This window comes from Pseudomonas sp. 2FG, from assembly GCF_005502935.1.
Classification (GTDB): Bacteria; Pseudomonadota; Gammaproteobacteria; order Pseudomonadales; family Pseudomonadaceae; genus Aquipseudomonas.
The window spans coordinates 23359-40832 of sequence record NZ_SCMP01000019.1 but is presented as its reverse complement, the minus strand read 5'-3'; the positions used below and the strand labels follow the sequence as shown (position 1 = coordinate 40832).

At 63.1% G+C, this 17474-nt stretch carries 15 protein-coding genes; 7 read left to right on the top strand and 8 right to left on the bottom strand.

The window, feature by feature from the left end:
- Positions 1-93 precede the first annotated feature (93 nt).
- The 5 genes from FFS13_RS17405 to FFS13_RS17385 form a co-directional block, all read right to left on the bottom strand.
- On the bottom strand, positions 94-2904 hold the full coding sequence (locus FFS13_RS17405; RefSeq protein ID WP_137820318.1) for an FAD-binding and (Fe-S)-binding domain-containing protein: 2811 nt from the start codon (positions 2902-2904) through the stop codon (positions 94-96).
- Positions 2901-3572 carry a lactate utilization protein C gene (locus FFS13_RS17400; protein WP_137820317.1) on the bottom strand — a complete coding sequence of 224 codons (672 nt, stop codon included), beginning with the start codon at positions 3570-3572 and terminating at the stop codon, positions 2901-2903. The genes FFS13_RS17405 and FFS13_RS17400 overlap by 4 nt, the downstream gene beginning before the upstream one ends.
- A gap of 1 nt (position 3573) precedes the next feature.
- Positions 3574-5019, bottom strand: a complete 1446-nt coding sequence (locus FFS13_RS17395; protein WP_137820316.1) for a LutB/LldF family L-lactate oxidation iron-sulfur protein — start codon at positions 5017-5019, stop codon at positions 3574-3576.
- A complete protein-coding gene (locus tag FFS13_RS17390; protein WP_137820315.1) occupies positions 5016-5840 on the bottom strand; it encodes a (Fe-S)-binding protein in 825 nt (274 codons plus the stop codon). The genes FFS13_RS17395 and FFS13_RS17390 overlap by 4 nt, the downstream gene beginning before the upstream one ends.
- Before the next feature lie 132 nt (positions 5841-5972).
- Positions 5973-7661, bottom strand: coding sequence for a lactate permease LctP family transporter (locus FFS13_RS17385; protein ID WP_137820314.1), 1689 nt, complete (start codon positions 7659-7661; stop codon positions 5973-5975).
- 321 nt (positions 7662-7982) lie between these two features.
- Between FFS13_RS17385 and FFS13_RS17380 the strand changes: the two genes are divergently transcribed.
- Positions 7983-8750: an FCD domain-containing protein gene (locus FFS13_RS17380; RefSeq protein WP_137820313.1), complete on the top strand. Its 768-nt coding sequence runs from the start codon at positions 7983-7985 to the stop codon at positions 8748-8750.
- An 88-nt stretch (positions 8751-8838) separates the two neighbouring features.
- Here the strand turns inward: FFS13_RS17380 and smpB are convergent, their stop codons facing one another.
- Positions 8839-9321 (bottom strand): SsrA-binding protein SmpB, encoded by a 483-nt coding sequence (gene smpB, locus FFS13_RS17375; RefSeq protein WP_119956215.1) that lies wholly within the window; start codon positions 9319-9321, stop codon positions 8839-8841.
- 264 nt (positions 9322-9585) lie between these two features.
- Between smpB and FFS13_RS17370 the strand changes: the two genes are divergently transcribed.
- Genes FFS13_RS17370 through FFS13_RS17360 form a run of 3 tightly spaced genes read left to right on the top strand, consistent with a single transcriptional unit; the run spans position 9586 to position 11744 of the window.
- Positions 9586-10989, top strand: coding sequence for a sodium-dependent transporter (locus FFS13_RS17370; protein WP_137820312.1), 1404 nt, complete (start codon positions 9586-9588; stop codon positions 10987-10989).
- Positions 10990-10996: 7 nt separating this feature from the next.
- Positions 10997-11431: a type II toxin-antitoxin system RatA family toxin gene (locus FFS13_RS17365; protein ID WP_137820311.1), complete on the top strand. Its 435-nt coding sequence runs from the start codon at positions 10997-10999 to the stop codon at positions 11429-11431.
- A complete protein-coding gene (locus tag FFS13_RS17360; RefSeq protein ID WP_137820310.1) occupies positions 11424-11744 on the top strand; it encodes an RnfH family protein in 321 nt (106 codons plus the stop codon). Before FFS13_RS17365 ends, FFS13_RS17360 begins: the two co-directional genes overlap by 8 nt.
- A gap of 61 nt (positions 11745-11805) precedes the next feature.
- Here the strand turns inward: FFS13_RS17360 and FFS13_RS17355 are convergent, their stop codons facing one another.
- Entirely contained in the window at positions 11806-12333 is a 528-nt protein-coding gene (locus FFS13_RS17355) for an outer membrane protein assembly factor BamE (protein ID WP_137820309.1), read from the bottom strand.
- 97 nt (positions 12334-12430) lie between these two features.
- Between FFS13_RS17355 and fur the strand changes: the two genes are divergently transcribed.
- Positions 12431-12835 (top strand): ferric iron uptake transcriptional regulator, encoded by a 405-nt coding sequence (gene fur, locus FFS13_RS17350; RefSeq protein ID WP_137820308.1) that lies wholly within the window; start codon positions 12431-12433, stop codon positions 12833-12835.
- A gap of 95 nt (positions 12836-12930) precedes the next feature.
- Here fur and recN read toward each other — a convergent pair whose 3' ends face one another.
- The gene (gene recN / locus FFS13_RS17345; protein ID WP_137820307.1) at positions 12931-14619 is read right to left on the bottom strand and encodes a DNA repair protein RecN; all 1689 of its coding nucleotides are present in this window, start codon (positions 14617-14619) and stop codon (positions 12931-12933) included.
- A 154-nt stretch (positions 14620-14773) separates the two neighbouring features.
- Here recN and grpE point away from each other — a divergent pair, with 154 nt between their 5' ends.
- Complete coding sequence (grpE, locus tag FFS13_RS17340) at positions 14774-15343, top strand: nucleotide exchange factor GrpE (RefSeq protein ID WP_137820306.1); 570 nt, start codon at positions 14774-14776, stop codon at positions 15341-15343.
- 112 nt (positions 15344-15455) lie between these two features.
- Complete coding sequence (dnaK, locus tag FFS13_RS17335) at positions 15456-17372, top strand: molecular chaperone DnaK (RefSeq protein ID WP_137820305.1); 1917 nt, start codon at positions 15456-15458, stop codon at positions 17370-17372.
- The last annotated feature ends 102 nt before the right edge of the window (positions 17373-17474 follow it).

Here is a 17474-nt window from a genome sequence, read left to right as displayed (position 1 = left end):
ATGTTCCCAGTATAGGAAGTCATCCACCGCGACCATGGCCGCCGGTCATTTTCTCCCGATAAAAAGCCCCGCACGGCAGTGTGCGCTGCAGCTTCAGACGGCCTTGGCCGTGGTGACCCGATCGACCAGATAAACCAGGCCGTGATAGTCGATGCCACCATGCTGGCTCAGGCCGATTTCGCAGGTGCGGCTGGTGGAAATGCCTTCCGCGCAGCTCTGCACCGCGTCTTTCAAGGTGCGCAGCGAGTGGGCGTTGAGCTCCGGGGTGGTGAAGCCCTTGTCGCCGGCGAAGCCGCAGCAGTGGATGCCCTCGGGGATCACCACTTGGCTGGTGCAGCGGCGGACTATGTCGATCAGCCCCTGGGCTTCGCCCAGCTGTTGGGTGCTGCAGGTGACATGCACCGCCACCGGCTTGTCCTGCGGCTGGAACTCCAGGCGCTCCAGCAGGTGCAGGCGGATGAACTTCACCGGGTCGTAAAGGTTCAGCCGCTCATCCAGCCCGTCCTGCAGCAGGCGCAGGGCGCACGGGCTGGTGTCGCAGTAGATCGGATCGAGGCCACCCCGGCTGGCCTTGAGCAGGGCGCCGATCAGCTCCCGGCGCTTGCCCTCGGCTTGTGCCGCATAGCCCTTGGAGGCGAACGGCTGGCCGCAGCAGAGGTTGTCCTGATGGTCCGGGAACACCACCTGATAACCGGCCTTCTCCAGCAGCGCACGGGTCTTGTCGATCAGCGGGACCTGTTCCTCGTCGCTGAACGAGGGGCCCATGGCGCGGGACACGCAGGCGGCCAGATACACGACCCGTGGGCGTTGATCGGCTGCCGGCGGGGTGAAGCGGATCGGCTGCGCGGCCTGGGGCATGGCCGGTGTCCACTGCGGCAGGCGGTTGCCGGAGGCCTTGCGCAGGTTCGTCGAGGCTTTCTCGAGCAGCGGGGCACCGAGCACTTTGCGTAGGCCATTGGCGGCCAAGAGGCTGAAGCGCGCGCCTTTCAGGGCCGTGGCGAAGTGCTCGGCCAGCCAGTTGGCGCCGCCCTGATGGCTCGCCGTGCGGGCACGCAGCTTGCGCACCAGATCGCCGGTATTGATCCCGACCGGGCAGCGCTGGGCGCAGAGGCCGGTGGCGGCGCAGGTGTCGAGGCCCTGGTACTGATAGTCACGCTCCAGCGCCGAGGTATCGAGGCCGGCGCGTTTCTTAGCCTGAATTTCACGCCAGATCACGATGCGCTGGCGCGGGCTCAAGGTCAGCCCCTGGGATGGGCAGACCGGTTCGCAGAAGCCGCACTCGATGCACTTGTCGACGATTTCGTCGGCGGCCGGCAGCGGTTTCAGGTGCTTCAGATGGATCTCGGTATCCTCACTCAGAACCACGTCCGGGTTGAGGATGCCGCGCGGGTCGAGCAGGCGTTTCAGCTGCCACATCAACTGATAGGCGTCGTGGCCCCATTCGAGTTCGACGAAGGGCGCCATGTTGCGGCCGGTGCCGTGCTCGGCCTTCAGCGAGCCGCCGAACTCCACCGCCACCAACTGGGCGACGTCGTCCATAAAGGCCGAGTAGCGGGCAATTTGCTCGGGCGTTTCGAACGCCTGGGTGAAGACGAAGTGCAGGTTGCCCTCCAGCGCGTGGCCGAACAGGATCGCCTCGTCGTAGCGGTGCTTGTCGAACAGCGCGAGCAGGCGGTTGACGCCGGCGGCCAGGTGTTCGATCGGAAAGGTCACGTCTTCGATTATCACGCTGGTGCCGATCTGGCGTACCGCGCCGACGGCCGGGAAGGTGCCCTTGCGGATCGCCCAGAGCTGGTTGTAGACCACCGGGTCGGTGCTGAAGTCGACCCGTTGCTCGACCGGGAAGGGCGCTAGGGTCGCCATGATCAGCGCCAGTTGCTCCTGCAGCAGCGACTGCGAAGCCGCGCGCGATTCGATCAGCAGCGCGCAGGCATGGGCCGACAGCTCACGCACGAAGGCCGGCATCCCCGGTTTGTCTTGCACCGAGCGCAGGCTGCGGCGATCCAGCAGCTCCACCGCCGAGACCGGCTGGCTTTTCAGTGCGGTGACGGCGGTGCAGCAGGTCTCCACATCGGCGAAGACGATCAGCGCCGAGGCCTTGTGCGGGTGGTCGGGCACAGTGTCGTAGGTCACTGCGCTGATAAAACCGAGGGTGCCTTCGGAGCCGACCAGCAGGTGGGTGAGGATATCCAGCGGCTCGTCGTAGTCGACCAGTGCATTCAGCGACAGGCCGGTGGTGTTCTTCAGTCGGTATTTGTGGCGGATCTTTGCCGCCAGCTCGGGGTTGGCGCGGGTTGCGCGACCAAGCTCGGCGAGCTGTTCCAGCAGGTGCCCATGGCTGCTGCGAAAGGCGTCGACGCTGGCGGCGTCTTCGCTGTCCAGCACCGTGCCGTCGGCCAGCACCAGGCGCATGCCGGCCAGGGTGTTGTAAGTGTTCTGCGCCGTGCCGCAGCACATGCCACTGGCGTTGTTGGCGACTATGCCGCCGATCTTGCAGGCATTGATCGAGGCCGGGTCGGGGCCGATCTTGCGCCCGAACGGTGCCAGCCAGGCGTTGGCCTGGGCGCCGAGCACGCCGGGTTGCAGGCGAATCTGGCTCCCGCCGTGGCGGATATCGCGGCCATTCCAGTTATCGCCGAGGACGATCAACACCGAGTCGCTGATGGCCTGGCCCGATAGGCTGGTGCCGGCGGCGCGGAAGGTCACCGGCACCCGTTCGGCGTGGGCCAGCTTGAGCAGGGCGATGACTTCCGCTTCGGATTCGACGCGCAGCACCAGCTTGGGAATCAGCCGATAGAAGCTCGCATCGGTGCCGAAGGCCAGGGTCGACAGCGGGTCATCGAAGCGCCGTGCAGGCGGGATCAGGCGTTGCGCGTCACGCAGAAAGGCGGCCGGCAGGCTCATGCGTCCTCCAGGATCAGCACCACCAGGTCTTTCGGGCCGTGGGCGCCATAGGCCAGCACCTGCTCGATGTCGGCGGTCTTCGACGGGCCGGAAATCAGCAGGGCGTTGGTCGGCATGCCGGCGGCCCACTGCTGCTGGTGCAGCACCTCATAGAGGTTGTCATAGACCTCGCTGGCCTTGAGCAGGGCGAAATGCACCGGTGGCACCAGGCTCATCAGGCGTGGCTCTTCACGGCTTGGCCAGAGGATCAGGCTGCCGGTGGCGGCGATGGCGCCGAGCGTGCCGGTGAGGCTGGCCGGAGTCTCGTCGAACAGCTCGGCTTTCCACTCCTCGATGGGCCGGTCGTAGGCCTTTAAGGTGATGGTGCAGGCGCTCGTCTTCCAGTGCGCCTGGAGTTGCTGGCCGTGCTCGGTATTCGGGGCGATCAGCAGGCTGGGCAGGCCGCGTTCCACCAGCAGGCGCTGCAGGAGCGCCGGCCACGCGGCGCTACCGGTCAGGTGGATTTCCGTATGCACGGCCTCCATCAACTCGCGCAGGCGGGCGATGCGCTGCTCCGGCGGATAGCGCCAGGGCTGGGTGACCAGGCTTTCGTCGAAGTCATCGGCCAGCGGCGTGGTACCGCTCAGGCTGTTGCGCAGCTTGGCGAGGATGTTGGTTTTGGCGCTCATGTCATTCGTCCCCCAGGTGTTCACGGGCCAGTTCGTGCAGCGAGCGGGCGGCGGGTTTCGGGGCGCTGTGGTTTTGCGTCCAGGGGCCGATCCTGCTCGGTGTCAGGCCGCGCAGACGCGTGGCGAGGAACAGGAAGCCGCGATACAGCCGCGGCGAGCGGTTGAGGTGGCGCCAGGCATTCCACAGCCAGCGCTCCATGGGCGAATACTGGCTGCCTTGGCCACGCATGGCGGGGTGCGGGGCGTTCGGCGCCTTGGCGTTCTCTTCGCGCAAACGCCGCAGCAGGGCCGGGATCGGAATCTTCACCGGGCAGACTTCGCCGCAGGCGCCGCACAGCGACGAGGCGCTGGGGTGATCCGGAACCTTCGCCAGGCCGACCAGATGCGGGGTGATGATCTTGCCGATCGGTCCGGGGTAGACCTCGCCGTAGGCGTGGCCGCCGATGCGGGTATAGACCGGGCAATGGTTCATGCAGGCGCCGCAGCGGATGCAATTGAGCGTCTGACGCAGCTCGCCGTCGGCGAAGGCCTGGCTGCGGCCGTTATCCAGCAATAGCAGATGCACTTCCTGCGGGCCGTCGAGTTCGTGGGCCTGGCGTGGGCCGGAGATCAGGTTGACGTAGGTGGTGATCGGCTGGCCCAGCGCCGAGCGGGTCAGCAGCGAGAGCAGCGGCACCACGTCGCGCAGGTGCTCGACGACCTTTTCGATGCCGGTCACGGCGATATGCACCGGCGGCACCGTGGTCGACATGCGGCCGTTGCCCTCGTTCTCGACGAGCAGCAGGGAGCCGGTTTCGGCCACCGCGAAGTTGACGCCCGAGACGCCGATATCGGCCTCGAAGAACTTCCGTCGCAGCACGCGGCGACCGGTCTGAATAAGTTGGTCGACGTCCTTGGTGTACTCCACGCCGAGTTTGTCGTGGAACAAGGACGCGACCTGGCCGGCATTCTTGTGGATCGCCGGCATAATGATATGGGAAGGCTTCTCGTGGTCGAGCTGGACGATGAACTCGCCCATGTCCGACTCCAGGCATTCAATGCCCTGTTCGGCGAGGACATGGTTCATCTCCATCTCTTCGCTGACCATCGATTTGCCCTTGATCACTTGCCGCGCCTCGTGAGCACGGATGATCGAGAGGACGATGGCATTCGCCTCGTCCACGGTTTCCGCCCAGTGCACCTTCACACCGTTGCGGGCCAGGTTCTGTTCCAGTCGCTCGAGCAGGTCGGGCAACTTGGATAGCGCGCGGGCACGGATGCTGTTGCCCAGGGCACGCAGCCGTTCGCGTTCATCGGCATCGCCGAAGGCCGCCGCCCGCTTGCTCATCAGCGAATCCATGGCGCTGCGGAAGTTGCTCCGCAGTTGGTCGTCGCCCAGCGCCTGGTGGGCGCGGGTCTTGAAGTCTGCGTGCAGTTGCACGCTGGGGATCAGTGATTGACTGCTCATTCCCCACCTCCGGTGCGTTGCCAGAGGAAACTCGCTAAATGATGCCCGCGTAGCGCTTGCTGTTGTTTCTCCAATGCGCCGTTGATGTTCAGCAAACAGCCGCAGTCGGCGCTGATCACCTGGTGCGCGCCGGATTCCTGCAGTGCGCGGGTCTTGTCCGCGACCATGGCGCCGGAAATATCCGCCATACGCACCGAGAAGGTGCCGCCGAAACCGCAGCATTCGCTCTCGTGATCGTGCTCCACTCGCTCCACCTGGGCCAACTGCGCGAGCAGGGCGCGACCGTGCAGGTGGGTGTGCATCTCGCGGCGGGCCGAGCAGGAGGTGTGCAGCGCCACCTTGACCGGCTCGCCGCGGTCCTGCAGCTGTACCTTGCACACGTGCAACAGAAACTCGGCCAGCTCATAGGTGCGCTCGGCCAGGGCCTGCACCTGCTCGAGGGTGGCCGGCTCGTCCTTGAACAGCTCGGCGTAGTGCTCGCGCAGCATCCCGGCGCAGGAGCCGGACGGCACCACCAGCGGCCAATCGCCGGCGAACAAGGCCAGCTGCGCGCGCGCGACTTCCCGTGCCTGCTCGGTGTAACCCGAGGTGTAGGCCGGCTGCCCGCAGCAACTCTGCCCCTGCGGGTAGTGCACCCGGATGCCTTCGCGTTCCAGCAGGTGGATGGCAGCCATCCCCGCTTCGGGAAAAAACACATCCACCACACAGGTGCCGAACAGATAGACCTGCGCGGGCTTGCGCGCGGGGTATTGGCGCGGTTTTGGCAGTGGCGGGGCGACGCGGGTCGCATTGGGCACGGCGTTATGGAATAACTCGCTCATCAGGCGTTTCTCCGGGTTGGCCCGGTTATCCGCCCAGCTTAGCGGCCGAAGCTTTCAGCAGCCTTGCCGGGCGGGTGGTGAATAGCTGGCAGCGGGCAAGCCCGACACCAAGTTCTTACGCGGTCATGGCAATCAATGGACCAGCATGCCGGTGAGCACATAGGCCTGCGCCAGGGTGATCAGGCCGACGAGGGTGGCGAACATCAGGCTGTGCTTCAGGGTGAAGCGAAACAGGTCCGACTCCTTGCCGACCAGGCCGGTGGCGGCGCAGGCCACGGCGATCGACTGCGGCGAGATCATCTTGCCGGTCACGCCGCCGCTGGTGTTGGCCGCCACCAGCAGGGTGTCGTTGACCCCGAGCTGGTGCGCCGTGGTCGCTTGCAGCGAGCCGAACAGTGCGTTCGATGAGGTGTCCGAGCCGGTCAGGAATACCCCCAGCCAGCCGAGGAACGGCGAGAAGAACGGGAAGGCCGCACCGGTGCCGGCGAGAACCAGCGCCAGGGTGGTCGACATACCGGAGAAGTTGGTGACGAAGGCGAAAGCCAGCACCATGCCAATCGACAGAATCGGCCAGCGCAGCTCGACCAGGGTTTCCTTGAAGGTGGTCAGACCAATTTTTGCGTGGATGCCCAGAACCAGCATCGAGATCAGTGCCGAGAAGAAGATCGCCGTACCGGTGGCCGATACCGGGTCCAGTTTGAACACGGCGGCCATCGCGGTCGGGCTGGCGACAATCGGCGCGACCTTCAGCACCAGTTGATCCAGGTGCGGAATGGCGAAGTAGAACACCCAGCTTTCCAGCGCGCCGCCCGTGGCGAACAGGGCCTTGAACGGTTTCAGGGTCCAGATCGTCACCAGCACGGTGAGAATCAGGAAGGGTGACCAGGCTTTGAGGATTTCGCCCAGGCTGTAAGGCGAGGGCGTGCTGCTGCGCGGCCCGCCGAAACCGCCGACTAGCGCGGCACCGCCGGCCGTGACGCCGAGCACTTGCGCCGCGGCGGCGCGCTGCGGTTGCCAGACCTTGAGGAACAGCGTCAACGACACCAGGCTGACCAGCGCCGAGGTGATGTCCGGCAGTTCCGGGCCGATGTAGTTGGAGGTGAAGTACTGGGTGACGGCAAAGCTGGCGCCGGCCACCAGGGCGGCAGGCCAGGTTTCCTTGATGCCTCTGAAACCATCCATCATAAACACCAGCCAGAATGGCACTATGATCGACAGCAGCGGCAACTGGCGGCCGGCCATGGCGCCGATCTTGAACGCGTCGATGCCGGTGACTTGGCCGGCGACTATGATCGGAATGCCCAGCGCGCCGAAGGCCACCGGTGCGGTGTTGGCGATCAGGCACAGACCGGCGGCGTACAGCGGGTTGAAACCGAGGCCGACCAGCAGAGCCGCGGTGATCGCCACCGGCGCACCAAAGCCGGCGGCGCCTTCGAGGAAGGCACCGAAGGAGAAGCCGATCAGCAAGACCTGTAGGCGCTGGTCGTCGGTGATCGACAGTACCGAGCTGCGGATCACCTCGAACTGCCCGCTTTTCACCGTCAGCTTGTAGAGAAATACCGCCGCGACAATGATCCAGGCGATCGGCCAGAGACCATAGGCGAAGCCATAGCCGGCGGCGGCAAACGCCATGTCGGCAGGCATCTGGAAGGCGAAGATGGCGACCAGTATCGACAGCGCCAGGGTGACGGTGCCGGCGACATGGCCCTTGAGGCGGAATACCGCTAAGGCGAGGAAGAAAAAGACGATGGGGATAACGGCCGCCAGTGCGGACAGGCCAAGGCTGCCGAGTGGGGTGTATAGCTGTTGCCAGGTTTGCATCGTGGGTTGGCTCCCTGATTTTTGTTGGGTGTGCCTTATGTCGGGTCATTTGGGCCGGGGCGCTTGTGGCGTCCAGCCAGGCAAAATAGTGACCGCGACTCGGATGTCGACTTAATTGGTAATACCAATTTACAATTTCGACGGCTCAGGGTAAAAGCCTTGCAGCGAGTCTGTCAATTTGTCGGCCTGCGACTTTGGTCGAGGCTGGTTGCGCTTGGTTGTTCTTGTCGCGCCGTCGGCGGCTGGTTAGGCTGCGGCGAACAGGTGGCAATGCACGGATTTAGACAGCTCGGTCGATGATCGGGCAGGGTGGAGAGGGTTATGGGCTTCGGTCAGGTACAGCAGCGCCGTTTGTCGGACGATATCGTTGCGCAGCTCGAGGGGATGATTCTCGAAGGCACGCTCAAGGCCGGCGAGCGCCTGCCCGCGGAGCGCGCGCTGGCGGAACAGTTCGGCGTGTCGCGACCCTCATTGCGTGAGGCGATCCAGAAGCTGGCGGCCAAGGGTTTGCTGGTCAGTCGCCAGGGCGGCGGCAACTATGTCGCGGAGTCCTTGGGCTCGACTTTCAGCGATCCGCTGCTGCATTTGCTGGAGAGCAACCCCGAGGCGCAGCGTGATTTGCTGGAGTTTCGCCACACGCTGGAAGGTTCCTGTGCCTATTACGCCGCGCAACGGGCGACCGAGCTGGATCATCGGCGGCTGCGCGAAGCCTTCGAGGCGCTGCAGGACTGTTATGCGCGTGAGGGCAAGGTCAGTCGCGCCGAAGAGGGCGCCGCCGATGCGCGCTTTCACCTGGCGATCGCCGAGGCCAGCCACAACGCGGTGCTGCTGCACACCATTCGCGGCCTGTTCGACCTGTTGAAGCGCAACGTGGTGACCAATATCGGCGGCATGTACGCCCTGCGCACCGAGACCCGCAAGATGCTGATGCAACAGCATGGCGAGTTGTATCGGGCGATCATCGAGGGGCGTGCCGAGGCGGCGCGGGAAGTGTCCAATCGGCACATCCATTACGTGCAGGAGGTGCTGGCGGAGGGCTTGCAGGAGGCGCAACGGGTGGCGCGAGCGGAGCGGCGGCAGGGCTTTTAGAAGGGAGCTGCTGCACTATCGGAAGCGCACGACCGATAGTGCGCCCTGCACCGTTAATCCCTGCGCAGGCGGGGCTCCAGAAATCCGCTTACTCGTCCTTGCCCTTGTTGCGCACTGCGCGCTGCAGCTCGCGATCGGAGTCGCGCTCGCGTTCGGTATGGCGCTTGTCGTATTCCTTCTTGCCTTTGCCTAGGCCGATTTCGCACTTGATCAAGTGCTGCTTCCAGTACATCGACAAGGCCACGCAGGCGTAACCCTTCTGCTGCACTGAGGTGGTCAGCTTTTCCAGCTCGCGCTTGTTGAGCAGCAGTTTGCGCGTGCGCACGGGGTCGGCGATGACATGGGTGCTGGCGGCGGTCAGTGGCGCAATGTGGCAACCGATCAGCCAGGCTTCGTCATTCTTGAGCAGCACATAGCTGTCGACCAGCTGCGCCTTGCCGGCCCGCAGGCTTTTCACTTCCCAGCCGGCCAGGACCATACCCGCCTCGAACTTGTGTTCGATGAAGTAGTCGTGCCGGGCTTTCTTGTTTTGGGCAATGGTGCCCTGAGGGTGTTTCTTTTGCTTAGCCATAGGCGCGGCATTATAGGGAGTCGCCGGCCGGCTGGCGACAGTTTAGGCGTCTGTCGAGCTTTGATCTTGGGCCTCGGGCGTGACGGGCTTTTTGTTGTTCTGGGTCGCCTGTTTGCGGTTGCCGCGGTTTGTCCTGCGCCTCAAAAAACTGACGAGTCCCACAGGCGCGCTCGTCTCGGCCAAGGCCTAGCGGCGTAAAGGCTTGAGGGGCTTGGATGAATCTCGGAGAATGCGCGCTCTTTTGCAGGCACCACGGGTATCTACATGGCGGGCGACAAGGTTTCGATCCACGGTTCCTGGGCTAGTCGCTGGGTCTTCATCCTGGCGGCCACGGGCTCGGCGGTGGGCTTGGGGAGTATCTGGAAGTTCCCCTATATGACCGGCGTCTACGGCGGCGGAGCCTTTGTCCTGGTGTTTCTGCTGTGCATCGCGCTGCTCGGTCTGCCGGTGATGCTGGCGGAAACCTTGATCGGTCGACGGGCCCGGCAAAGCCCGGCGAACGCCCTGCGCGATCTGGCGGTCGAGGCCGGGCACTCGGCTAAGTGGTCGTGGGCGGCGTTTGCCGGAATGATCACGGCGCTGTTGATCCTGTCGTTCTACAGCGTGGTGGGTGGCTGGTCGCTGGATTACATCATCGACATGGGCCGCGGCGATTTCCAGGGCGTGGCGCCCGAACAGGCTGGGGCGTATTTCGCCCGGATGATTAGCGATCCCTGGCGGCTGACGCTATGGCACAGCATTTTTATGCTGCTGTCGGCCTATGTGATCGCGCGTGGAGTGGTCGCAGGCCTGGAGCACAGCCTGCGGATCATGATGCCGCTGTTATTCCTGCTGCTGCTGATCTTGCTGGGTTACAGCCTGACCACCGGGCATTTCATGGAGGGCGTGCACTTCATGTTCAACTTTGACACCTCGCGCCTGCTCGATGGCCTGTTACCCGCCATGGGCCATGCGTTCTTCTCGCTCAGTGTCGGGGTCGGTTCGATTCTGATCTACGGCGCTTATATGCCGAAGAATTCCTCGATCTCCGGCACCATAGTCGGCGTGGCGTTGCTGGATACCTTCGTTTCGCTGCTGGCCGGTGTGGCGCTGTTCCCGATTGTGTTCGCCGCTGGCTTGAATCCGGGGGAGGGGCCGGGGCTGATGTTCGTCACCCTGCCGCTGGCCTTCGGTAACGTGGTCTTCGGTCAGTTGATGGGCGTGGTGTTCTTCGTGCTGGTGGCGGTGGCGGCCTGGAGTTCGGCCATTTCTCTGCTGGAGCCGATGGTGGCTTACCTGGTCGAGCGCACTCGAGTGAGCCGGGTCTGGGTCACTACTGGGCTGGCGTTTATCTGTTGGTTCGTCGGTCTGGGCACGGTGTTCTCCTTCAATATCTGGAAGGAGGCCAAGTTCTTCGTCAGTGATGCCGGCGGCTTCCAGCTCTATCAGTGGGGCGCGGCAGGCGGTTTGGACTTCTTCGGGGTGATCGACTTCTTTACCTCGCGCATCATGTTGCCGCTCGGTGGGCTGACCTTCGTGATCTTCGCCGGTTGGGTGATGGGCCGTGAGGCGGTGCGTGATGAGCTGGCCATGCGCAGTCCGAAACTGTTCGCCCTGACCTTCTTGCTCATGCGTTATGTCGCGCCGCTGGGTATTCTCATCGTGTTTGCCGCGCAGTTATGGAAGTGAGATCCGCATGACCACGCATATTCAACGCTCGGCCCTGCTGCCCTATCCGGCGCAGGCACTCTACGATCTGGTCAATGATGTGGCGCGCTATCCGGAGTTTCTGCCCTGGTGTTCGGCGACCGAGGTGCTGGAGGTTAGCGACAGCCATATGCGCGCCAGCCTGTCAGTGAGCAAGGCACACCTGCACCAGCGCTTTATGACCCACAATCAGCTGATTCCCGGGCAGCGCATCGAAATGCAGCTGGAGGAGGGGCCCTTCACCCATCTGCATGGCATCTGGGAGTTCAGGGCCCTGACGGACAAGGCCTGCAAGATCAGTCTGGATCTGTCCTTCGACTACGCCGGGCCGCTGGTTCGGGCGACCCTCGGGCCCTTGTTCAACCAGGCGGCCAATACCTTGGTCGATGCCTTCTGCCAAAGAGCCAAGCATCTGCATGGATAAGCCAAGCATCAGGGTGGAAGTGGTCTATGCCCTGGCGGACAAGCAGCAGCTGTTGTGCCTGAACCTGCCCTACGGCACCACGTTGCGGCAGGCCGCCGAGCAGTCCGGGATGGCGATGCATTTCCCGGAGCTGGATCTGGCGAACTGCCCGCTGGGTATCTTCGGCAAGGCCGTCGCCAAGCCGGACGAGCGCGTGCTGGAAGAGGGTGAGCGGGTGGAGATCTATCGGCCGCTGATTGCGGACCCGAAAGAGGTGCGCAAGCAGCGTGCGGCGAAGGCGGCGCAGGCCAAGGCGGGCCAAGAGGGCGCTTGAGGTCGTTTTGCGTGCAGAAAAAAGCCCGGAATCTCCGGGCTTTTTCGTCTCGGCGCAGCGGTTACTGCGGCGAGGTTTCCAGTGGTGCGGGAGTCGGGATCGGGACGGTCTCGACGTTGTCCACTTCGCGCTGGATCTTTTCCAGCAGTGAGCCAGGCTTGGGCGGCTCTTCAGGTTTGGCTTGTTCGCTGGGCTTGGGCGCGGCAACTGCGGAGCTGCCGCTATCCTGGCCGAGGATCGCTTCGTCGCGGCTGACGCCGGGCATGAAGTCGCCCGCCAAGCCAACCAGTTGATCCTTGCCATCGAACAGGATGCTGACGCGTTCCTGCAGGCGCTGCGTGCCGCCCGGCTGGATGCTGTACAGATAGTCCCAGCGGTCGGCGTGGAAGGTATCGGTAATCAGTGGGTTACCCATGATAAAACGCACTTGGCGACGGGTCATTCCTGGGCGTAACTGGTCTATCATGTCCTGCGTCACGACATTGCCCTGTTGAATGTCGATTTTATAAACCCCGGGGAATGAACAGCCGGCGAGTGCGAACAGTCCCACAAGGGTGAGGCTGGTCAGCAAGAGCTTGGTGTTTTGCATCGGTGGGTGACTTCCACTATCTTGGCTGGGCAACTTGACGTCCGATCATACCTGCATTGAAGGGAGCTGCGAAGCAGCAACCGCGAGAAAGCTGACCATGGTTGAAAATAGCGAACTACGAAAAGCTGGCCTTAAAGTGACCCTGCCGCGGGTCAAAATTCTGCAGATGCTCGACCATGCAGAGCAGCGTCACATGAGTGCGGAAGATGTGTACAAGGCGCTGATGGAGGCTGGCGAAGATGTGGGCTTGGCCACGGTGTACCGTGTACTGACCCAATTTGAGGCCGCCGGTCTGGTGGTGCGACACAACTTCGATGGCGGCCATGCGGTGTTCGAGTTGGCCGATGGTGGTCACCACGATCACATGGTCTGTGTCGATTCCGGTGAGGTGATCGAGTTCTTCGATACCGAGATCGAGAAACGCCAAAAAGAGATAGTGCGTGAGCATGGTTTCGAGTTGGTGGATCACAATCTGGTGCTCTACGTGCGTAAGAAGAAGTAAGGCTTGCCTGCGCGAGTAATCGCTAGGCTGGTAAAAAAGGCGACCCGAGGGTCGCCTTTTTGCTTTGGGCTTTAAGCCAGAATCAGCAGCCTGAGTCAGGCATTGGCGGCGGTGCTAACCATCTGCCGGGCGTGCGCGAGGGATTCCTCGGTCAAATCGACGCCGCCGAGCATGCGGGCGATTTCTTCAACCCGGGCTGGGCCATCCAGATTCGCTACTGCGGTGCGGGTGGCGTCGCTGCCGCGCGCTTTGTGCACGAACAGATGCTGGTGCCCTTGCGCCGCGACCTGCGGCAGGTGGGTCACGGTCAGCACCTGGCCGCGTGAACCGAGGCGACGCAGCAGTTGGCCTACCACTTCGGCAGTAGGGCCGCCGATACCGACGTCGACTTCATCGAAGACCAGTGTGGGGACTCGCGAGGTCTGCGCAGTGATCACCTGGATGGCCAGGCTGATGCGTGACAGTTCGCCGCCGGAAGCGACTTTCGCCAGGGCTTTGAGCGGCTGGCCGGGGTTGGCGCTGACCAGGAACTCCACGTGCTCCAGGCCTTGCGGGTGCGGATCGGCGGCGTTGGTGCCGTACAGTTGGATGTTGAAGCGCCCGCCAGGCATGCCCAGGCGCTGCATCTCGAGTTCGACTGAGCTGGCCAGTTGCCCCGCCGCGCTCTGCCGGAGCGTGCTGAGTTCGTGGGCCTTTTCTTGGTAATGGCGGGCGTAGGCGCAAAGTTCTTCGCTCAGCCGCTCGGTGGCCTGGTCGTCGGCGTTGAGGCTTTCCAGCTCTTCAAACAGCTGTTGTTGCAGGGTGGCCAGTTCGCTCGGTTGGATCCGGTGCTTGCGTGCCAGGGTGTAGATGGTATCGAGGCGCTCTTCGAGCAGTTGCTGGCGCGCGGGGTCGGCGTCGAAGTGATCGAGAAAGCGGTTCAGTTCGCCGACTGCTTCTTCCACCTGGATCTGTGCACTGGCCAGCAGGTTGACGGCTTCGCCAAGGGCGCCCTGCGAGCTGTTGAGCGAGCTGAGCCGCTGCAGGCTGCTGGTTAGCGCGGACAAGACGTTGCCGGCGTCGTTTTCACTGCATTGTTCCAGCACCAGGCGACAGGCGCTCAGCAGGCTTTCGGCATTGGCCAGGGCCTTGTGCTCCTGTTCCAGCTGCATCAGTTCGGTGTCGCCGAGTGCCAGATTATCGAGCTCCTCAAGCTGATAGCTGAGCAATTGATGGCGCGCGCGCTGTTCATCGCCGGCGCTGGACAGGCGTTCCAGTTCTTGGCGGGTTTGCCGCCAGCGCTGTGCGGCGAGTTGCACCTGGCGCGCCAGTTCCTGGCTGCCGGCGTACTCATCGAGCAGGCGGCGGTGGGTCTCGGGCTTGAGCAGCGACTGGTGTTCGTGCTGGTTGTGGATGTCGATCAGCAGTTCGCCGAGGGCTTTCAGGTCGCCTTGCGGGCAGGGTGAGCCGTTGATGTAGCCGCGCGAGCGACCTTCGGCGGTGATCACCCGGCGGAGGATGCACGGCCCGTCCTGATCCTGGGTCTGGCCCAGGTCGCGCTCGGCCAGCCAGGCCCGTGCTTCCGGAATATCGCTGAGATCGAAGCTGGCGAGGATATCCGCCTTGTCGGCGCCGGGCCGCACCACGCCGCTGTCGGCGCGATCACCGAGGCACAGGCCGAGGGCGTCGAGCATGATCGACTTGCCGGCGCCGGTTTCGCCGGTAATTACGCTCATTCCGCCATTCAACTCGAGGTCGAGATGTTCGACTATGGCGTAGTTGTGCACGGATAGGTGTACCAGCATGGCGGAGGCTCCCAGGCGTAAAGTCTGGTTATTTATACAGTGTTTGTTTTGTGCCTGACAATCCTTGGCGGCTCTTGAATCGGCAGAATGCGACCCCATATAAGCGGCAGAAACGTGAGTTAAGGCTCGCGGTCGTTTTTGAGAGGAGAGACGCATGGCTGACGAACAGACCCTGAATTCCCAGAACCCCGACGCGGAAACTGCTGCCGAGGCTGTATCGAGCGAAGATCTGGCTGCCCGCGTGCAAGCGCTGGAAGAGCAGCTGGCGGCCGCTCAAGATCAGGCTCTGCGGGTTGCGGCTGACTTGCAGAACGTGCGCCGCCGCGCCGATCAGGATGTGGAGAAAGCCCACAAGTTCGCCCTGGAAAGATTTGCCAATGACCTGTTGCCGGTCGTCGACAGCCTCGAGCGCGGTCTGGAGCTGTCCAATCCGGATGACGAGGCGATCAAGCCGGTGCGTGAAGGCATGGAGCTGACGCTCAAGCTGTTCCAGGACACGCTGAAGCGCTATCAGCTGGAAGTCATCGACCCGCATGGCGCACCGTTCAATGCCGAACACCATCAGGCCATGGCCATGCAGGAAAGCGCCCATCTGGAGCCCAATAGCGTGCTCAAGGTGTTCCAGAAGGGTTATCTGCTCCACGGTCGCTTGTTGCGTCCGGCCATGGTCGTGGTCAGCAAGCCCCCGGTCGAGGCGCCGCCTTCGATTGATGAGCAGGCTTGAAATTCGGCGTCAGGCCCCAATCTATTAAGGCAAGCGATTCAGAGCTGCCGCGACCGGTAAAGCCAGGGCGCGGCGCAATCAAGGTTTAAGGCAAAATTTCGGGAGAATGAAGATGGGCAGAATTATCGGTATCGACCTGGGAACCACCAACTCCTGCGTCTCGATTCTGGAAAACGGTACCGTCAAGGTCATCGAGAACGCCGAGGGTGCGCGCACCACGCCGTCGATCATCGCTTACACCAACGATGGCGAAATCCTCGTCGGCCAGTCGGCCAAGCGTCAGGCGGTGACCAACCCGCACAACACCCTGTACGCGGTGAAGCGTCTGATCGGTCGTCGTTTCGAAGAGAACGTCGTCCAGAAAGACATCCAGATGGTTCCGTACAAAATCGTCAAGGCCGATAACGGCGACGCCTGGGTGGAAGTGAAGGACCAGAAAATGGCTCCGCCGCAGATTTCCGCGGAAGTGCTGAAGAAGATGAAGAAGACCGCCGAAGACTACCTCGGCGAGCCCGTCACCGAGGCGGTGATCACCGTGCCGGCGTACTTCAACGACAGCCAGCGCCAGGCCACTAAAGACGCCGGCCGCATCGCCGGTCTGGACGTCAAGCGCATCATCAACGAGCCGACCGCCGCTGCGCTGGCCTACGGCATGGACAAGGCCAAGGGCGACCACACCGTGATCGTTTATGACCTGGGCGGCGGCACCTTCGACATCTCGGTAATCGAGATTGCCGAAGTCGATGGTGAGCACCAGTTCGAAGTGTTGGCGACCAACGGTGACACCTTCCTCGGTGGTGAAGATTTCGACATTCGTCTGATCGACTACCTGGTCGATGAATTCAAGAAAGAAAGCGGCATGAACCTCAAGGGTGACCCGCTGGCCATGCAGCGTCTGAAAGAGGCCGCCGAGAAGGCCAAGATCGAGCTGTCCTCCAGCCAGCAGACCGACGTTAACCTGCCGTACATCACCGCCGATGCAACCGGTCCGAAGCACCTGAACGTGAAGATCTCCCGCGCCAAGCTGGAATCGCTGGTGGAAGACCTGGTGCAGCGCACCATCGAGCCATGCCGTATCGCGCTGAAAGATGCCGGTATCGACGTCGGCGCTATCCATGACGTGATCCTGGTCGGTGGTCAGACCCGTATGCCGTTGGTGCAGAAGCTGGTGACCGATTTCTTCGGTAAAGAAGCACGTAAAGACGTCAACCCGGACGAAGCCGTGGCCATGGGCGCGGCGATTCAGGGTGCGGTGTTGGCTGGCGACGTGAAAGACGTGCTGCTGCTCGACGTTAGCCCGCTGACCCTGGGTATCGAAACCATGGGTGGCGTGATGACCGCGCTGATCGAGAAAAACACCACCATCCCGACCAAGAAGTCGCAGGTGTTCTCGACCGCCGACGACAACCAGGGCGCCGTGACCATCCATGTGCTGCAGGGCGAGCGTAAGCAAGCCGCGCAGAACAAGTCGCTGGGCAAGTTCGACCTGGCCGAGATTCCGCCGGCGCCGCGTGGCGTGCCGCAGATCGAAGTGACCTTCGATATCGATGCCAACGGCATCCTGCATGTGGGCGCGAAGGACAAGGCCACCGGCAAGCAGCAGTCCATTGTGATCAAGGCCAACTCGGGTCTGTCCGAGGAAGAGATCCAGCAGATGGTGCGTGACGCCGAGGCGAATGCCGAGGAAGACCGCAAGTTCGAAGAGTTGGCGATGGCGCGTAACCAGGGCGATGCGCTGGTGCATGCCACTCGCAAAATGCTTACCGAGGCGGGCGACAAAGCCACGGCGGACGAGAAGGCGGCCATCGAAAAGGCCTTGGGCGAACTCGAAGTGGCGGTGAAGGGCGACGACAAGGCGGCTATCGAAGCCAAGATCAACGCCCTGTCCGAAGCGACCACGCCGCTGGCGCAGAAGATGTATGCCGAGCAGCCGCAGGCTGGCGAAGCGGCGCATGCTCATGACGAAGCGAAAGGCGGTGCTGACGATGTGGTCGATGCCGAGTTCGAAGAGGTCAAGGAAAACAAGTAAGCGTCCGCTTGCTTGCGCTCCAACCTGCCTGGCTAAAGCGCAGGCAGGTGTTGTCCGTCGCGCGGGAGCTTGCTCCCGCGTTGGCGTGTCTGGAGAAGGCGA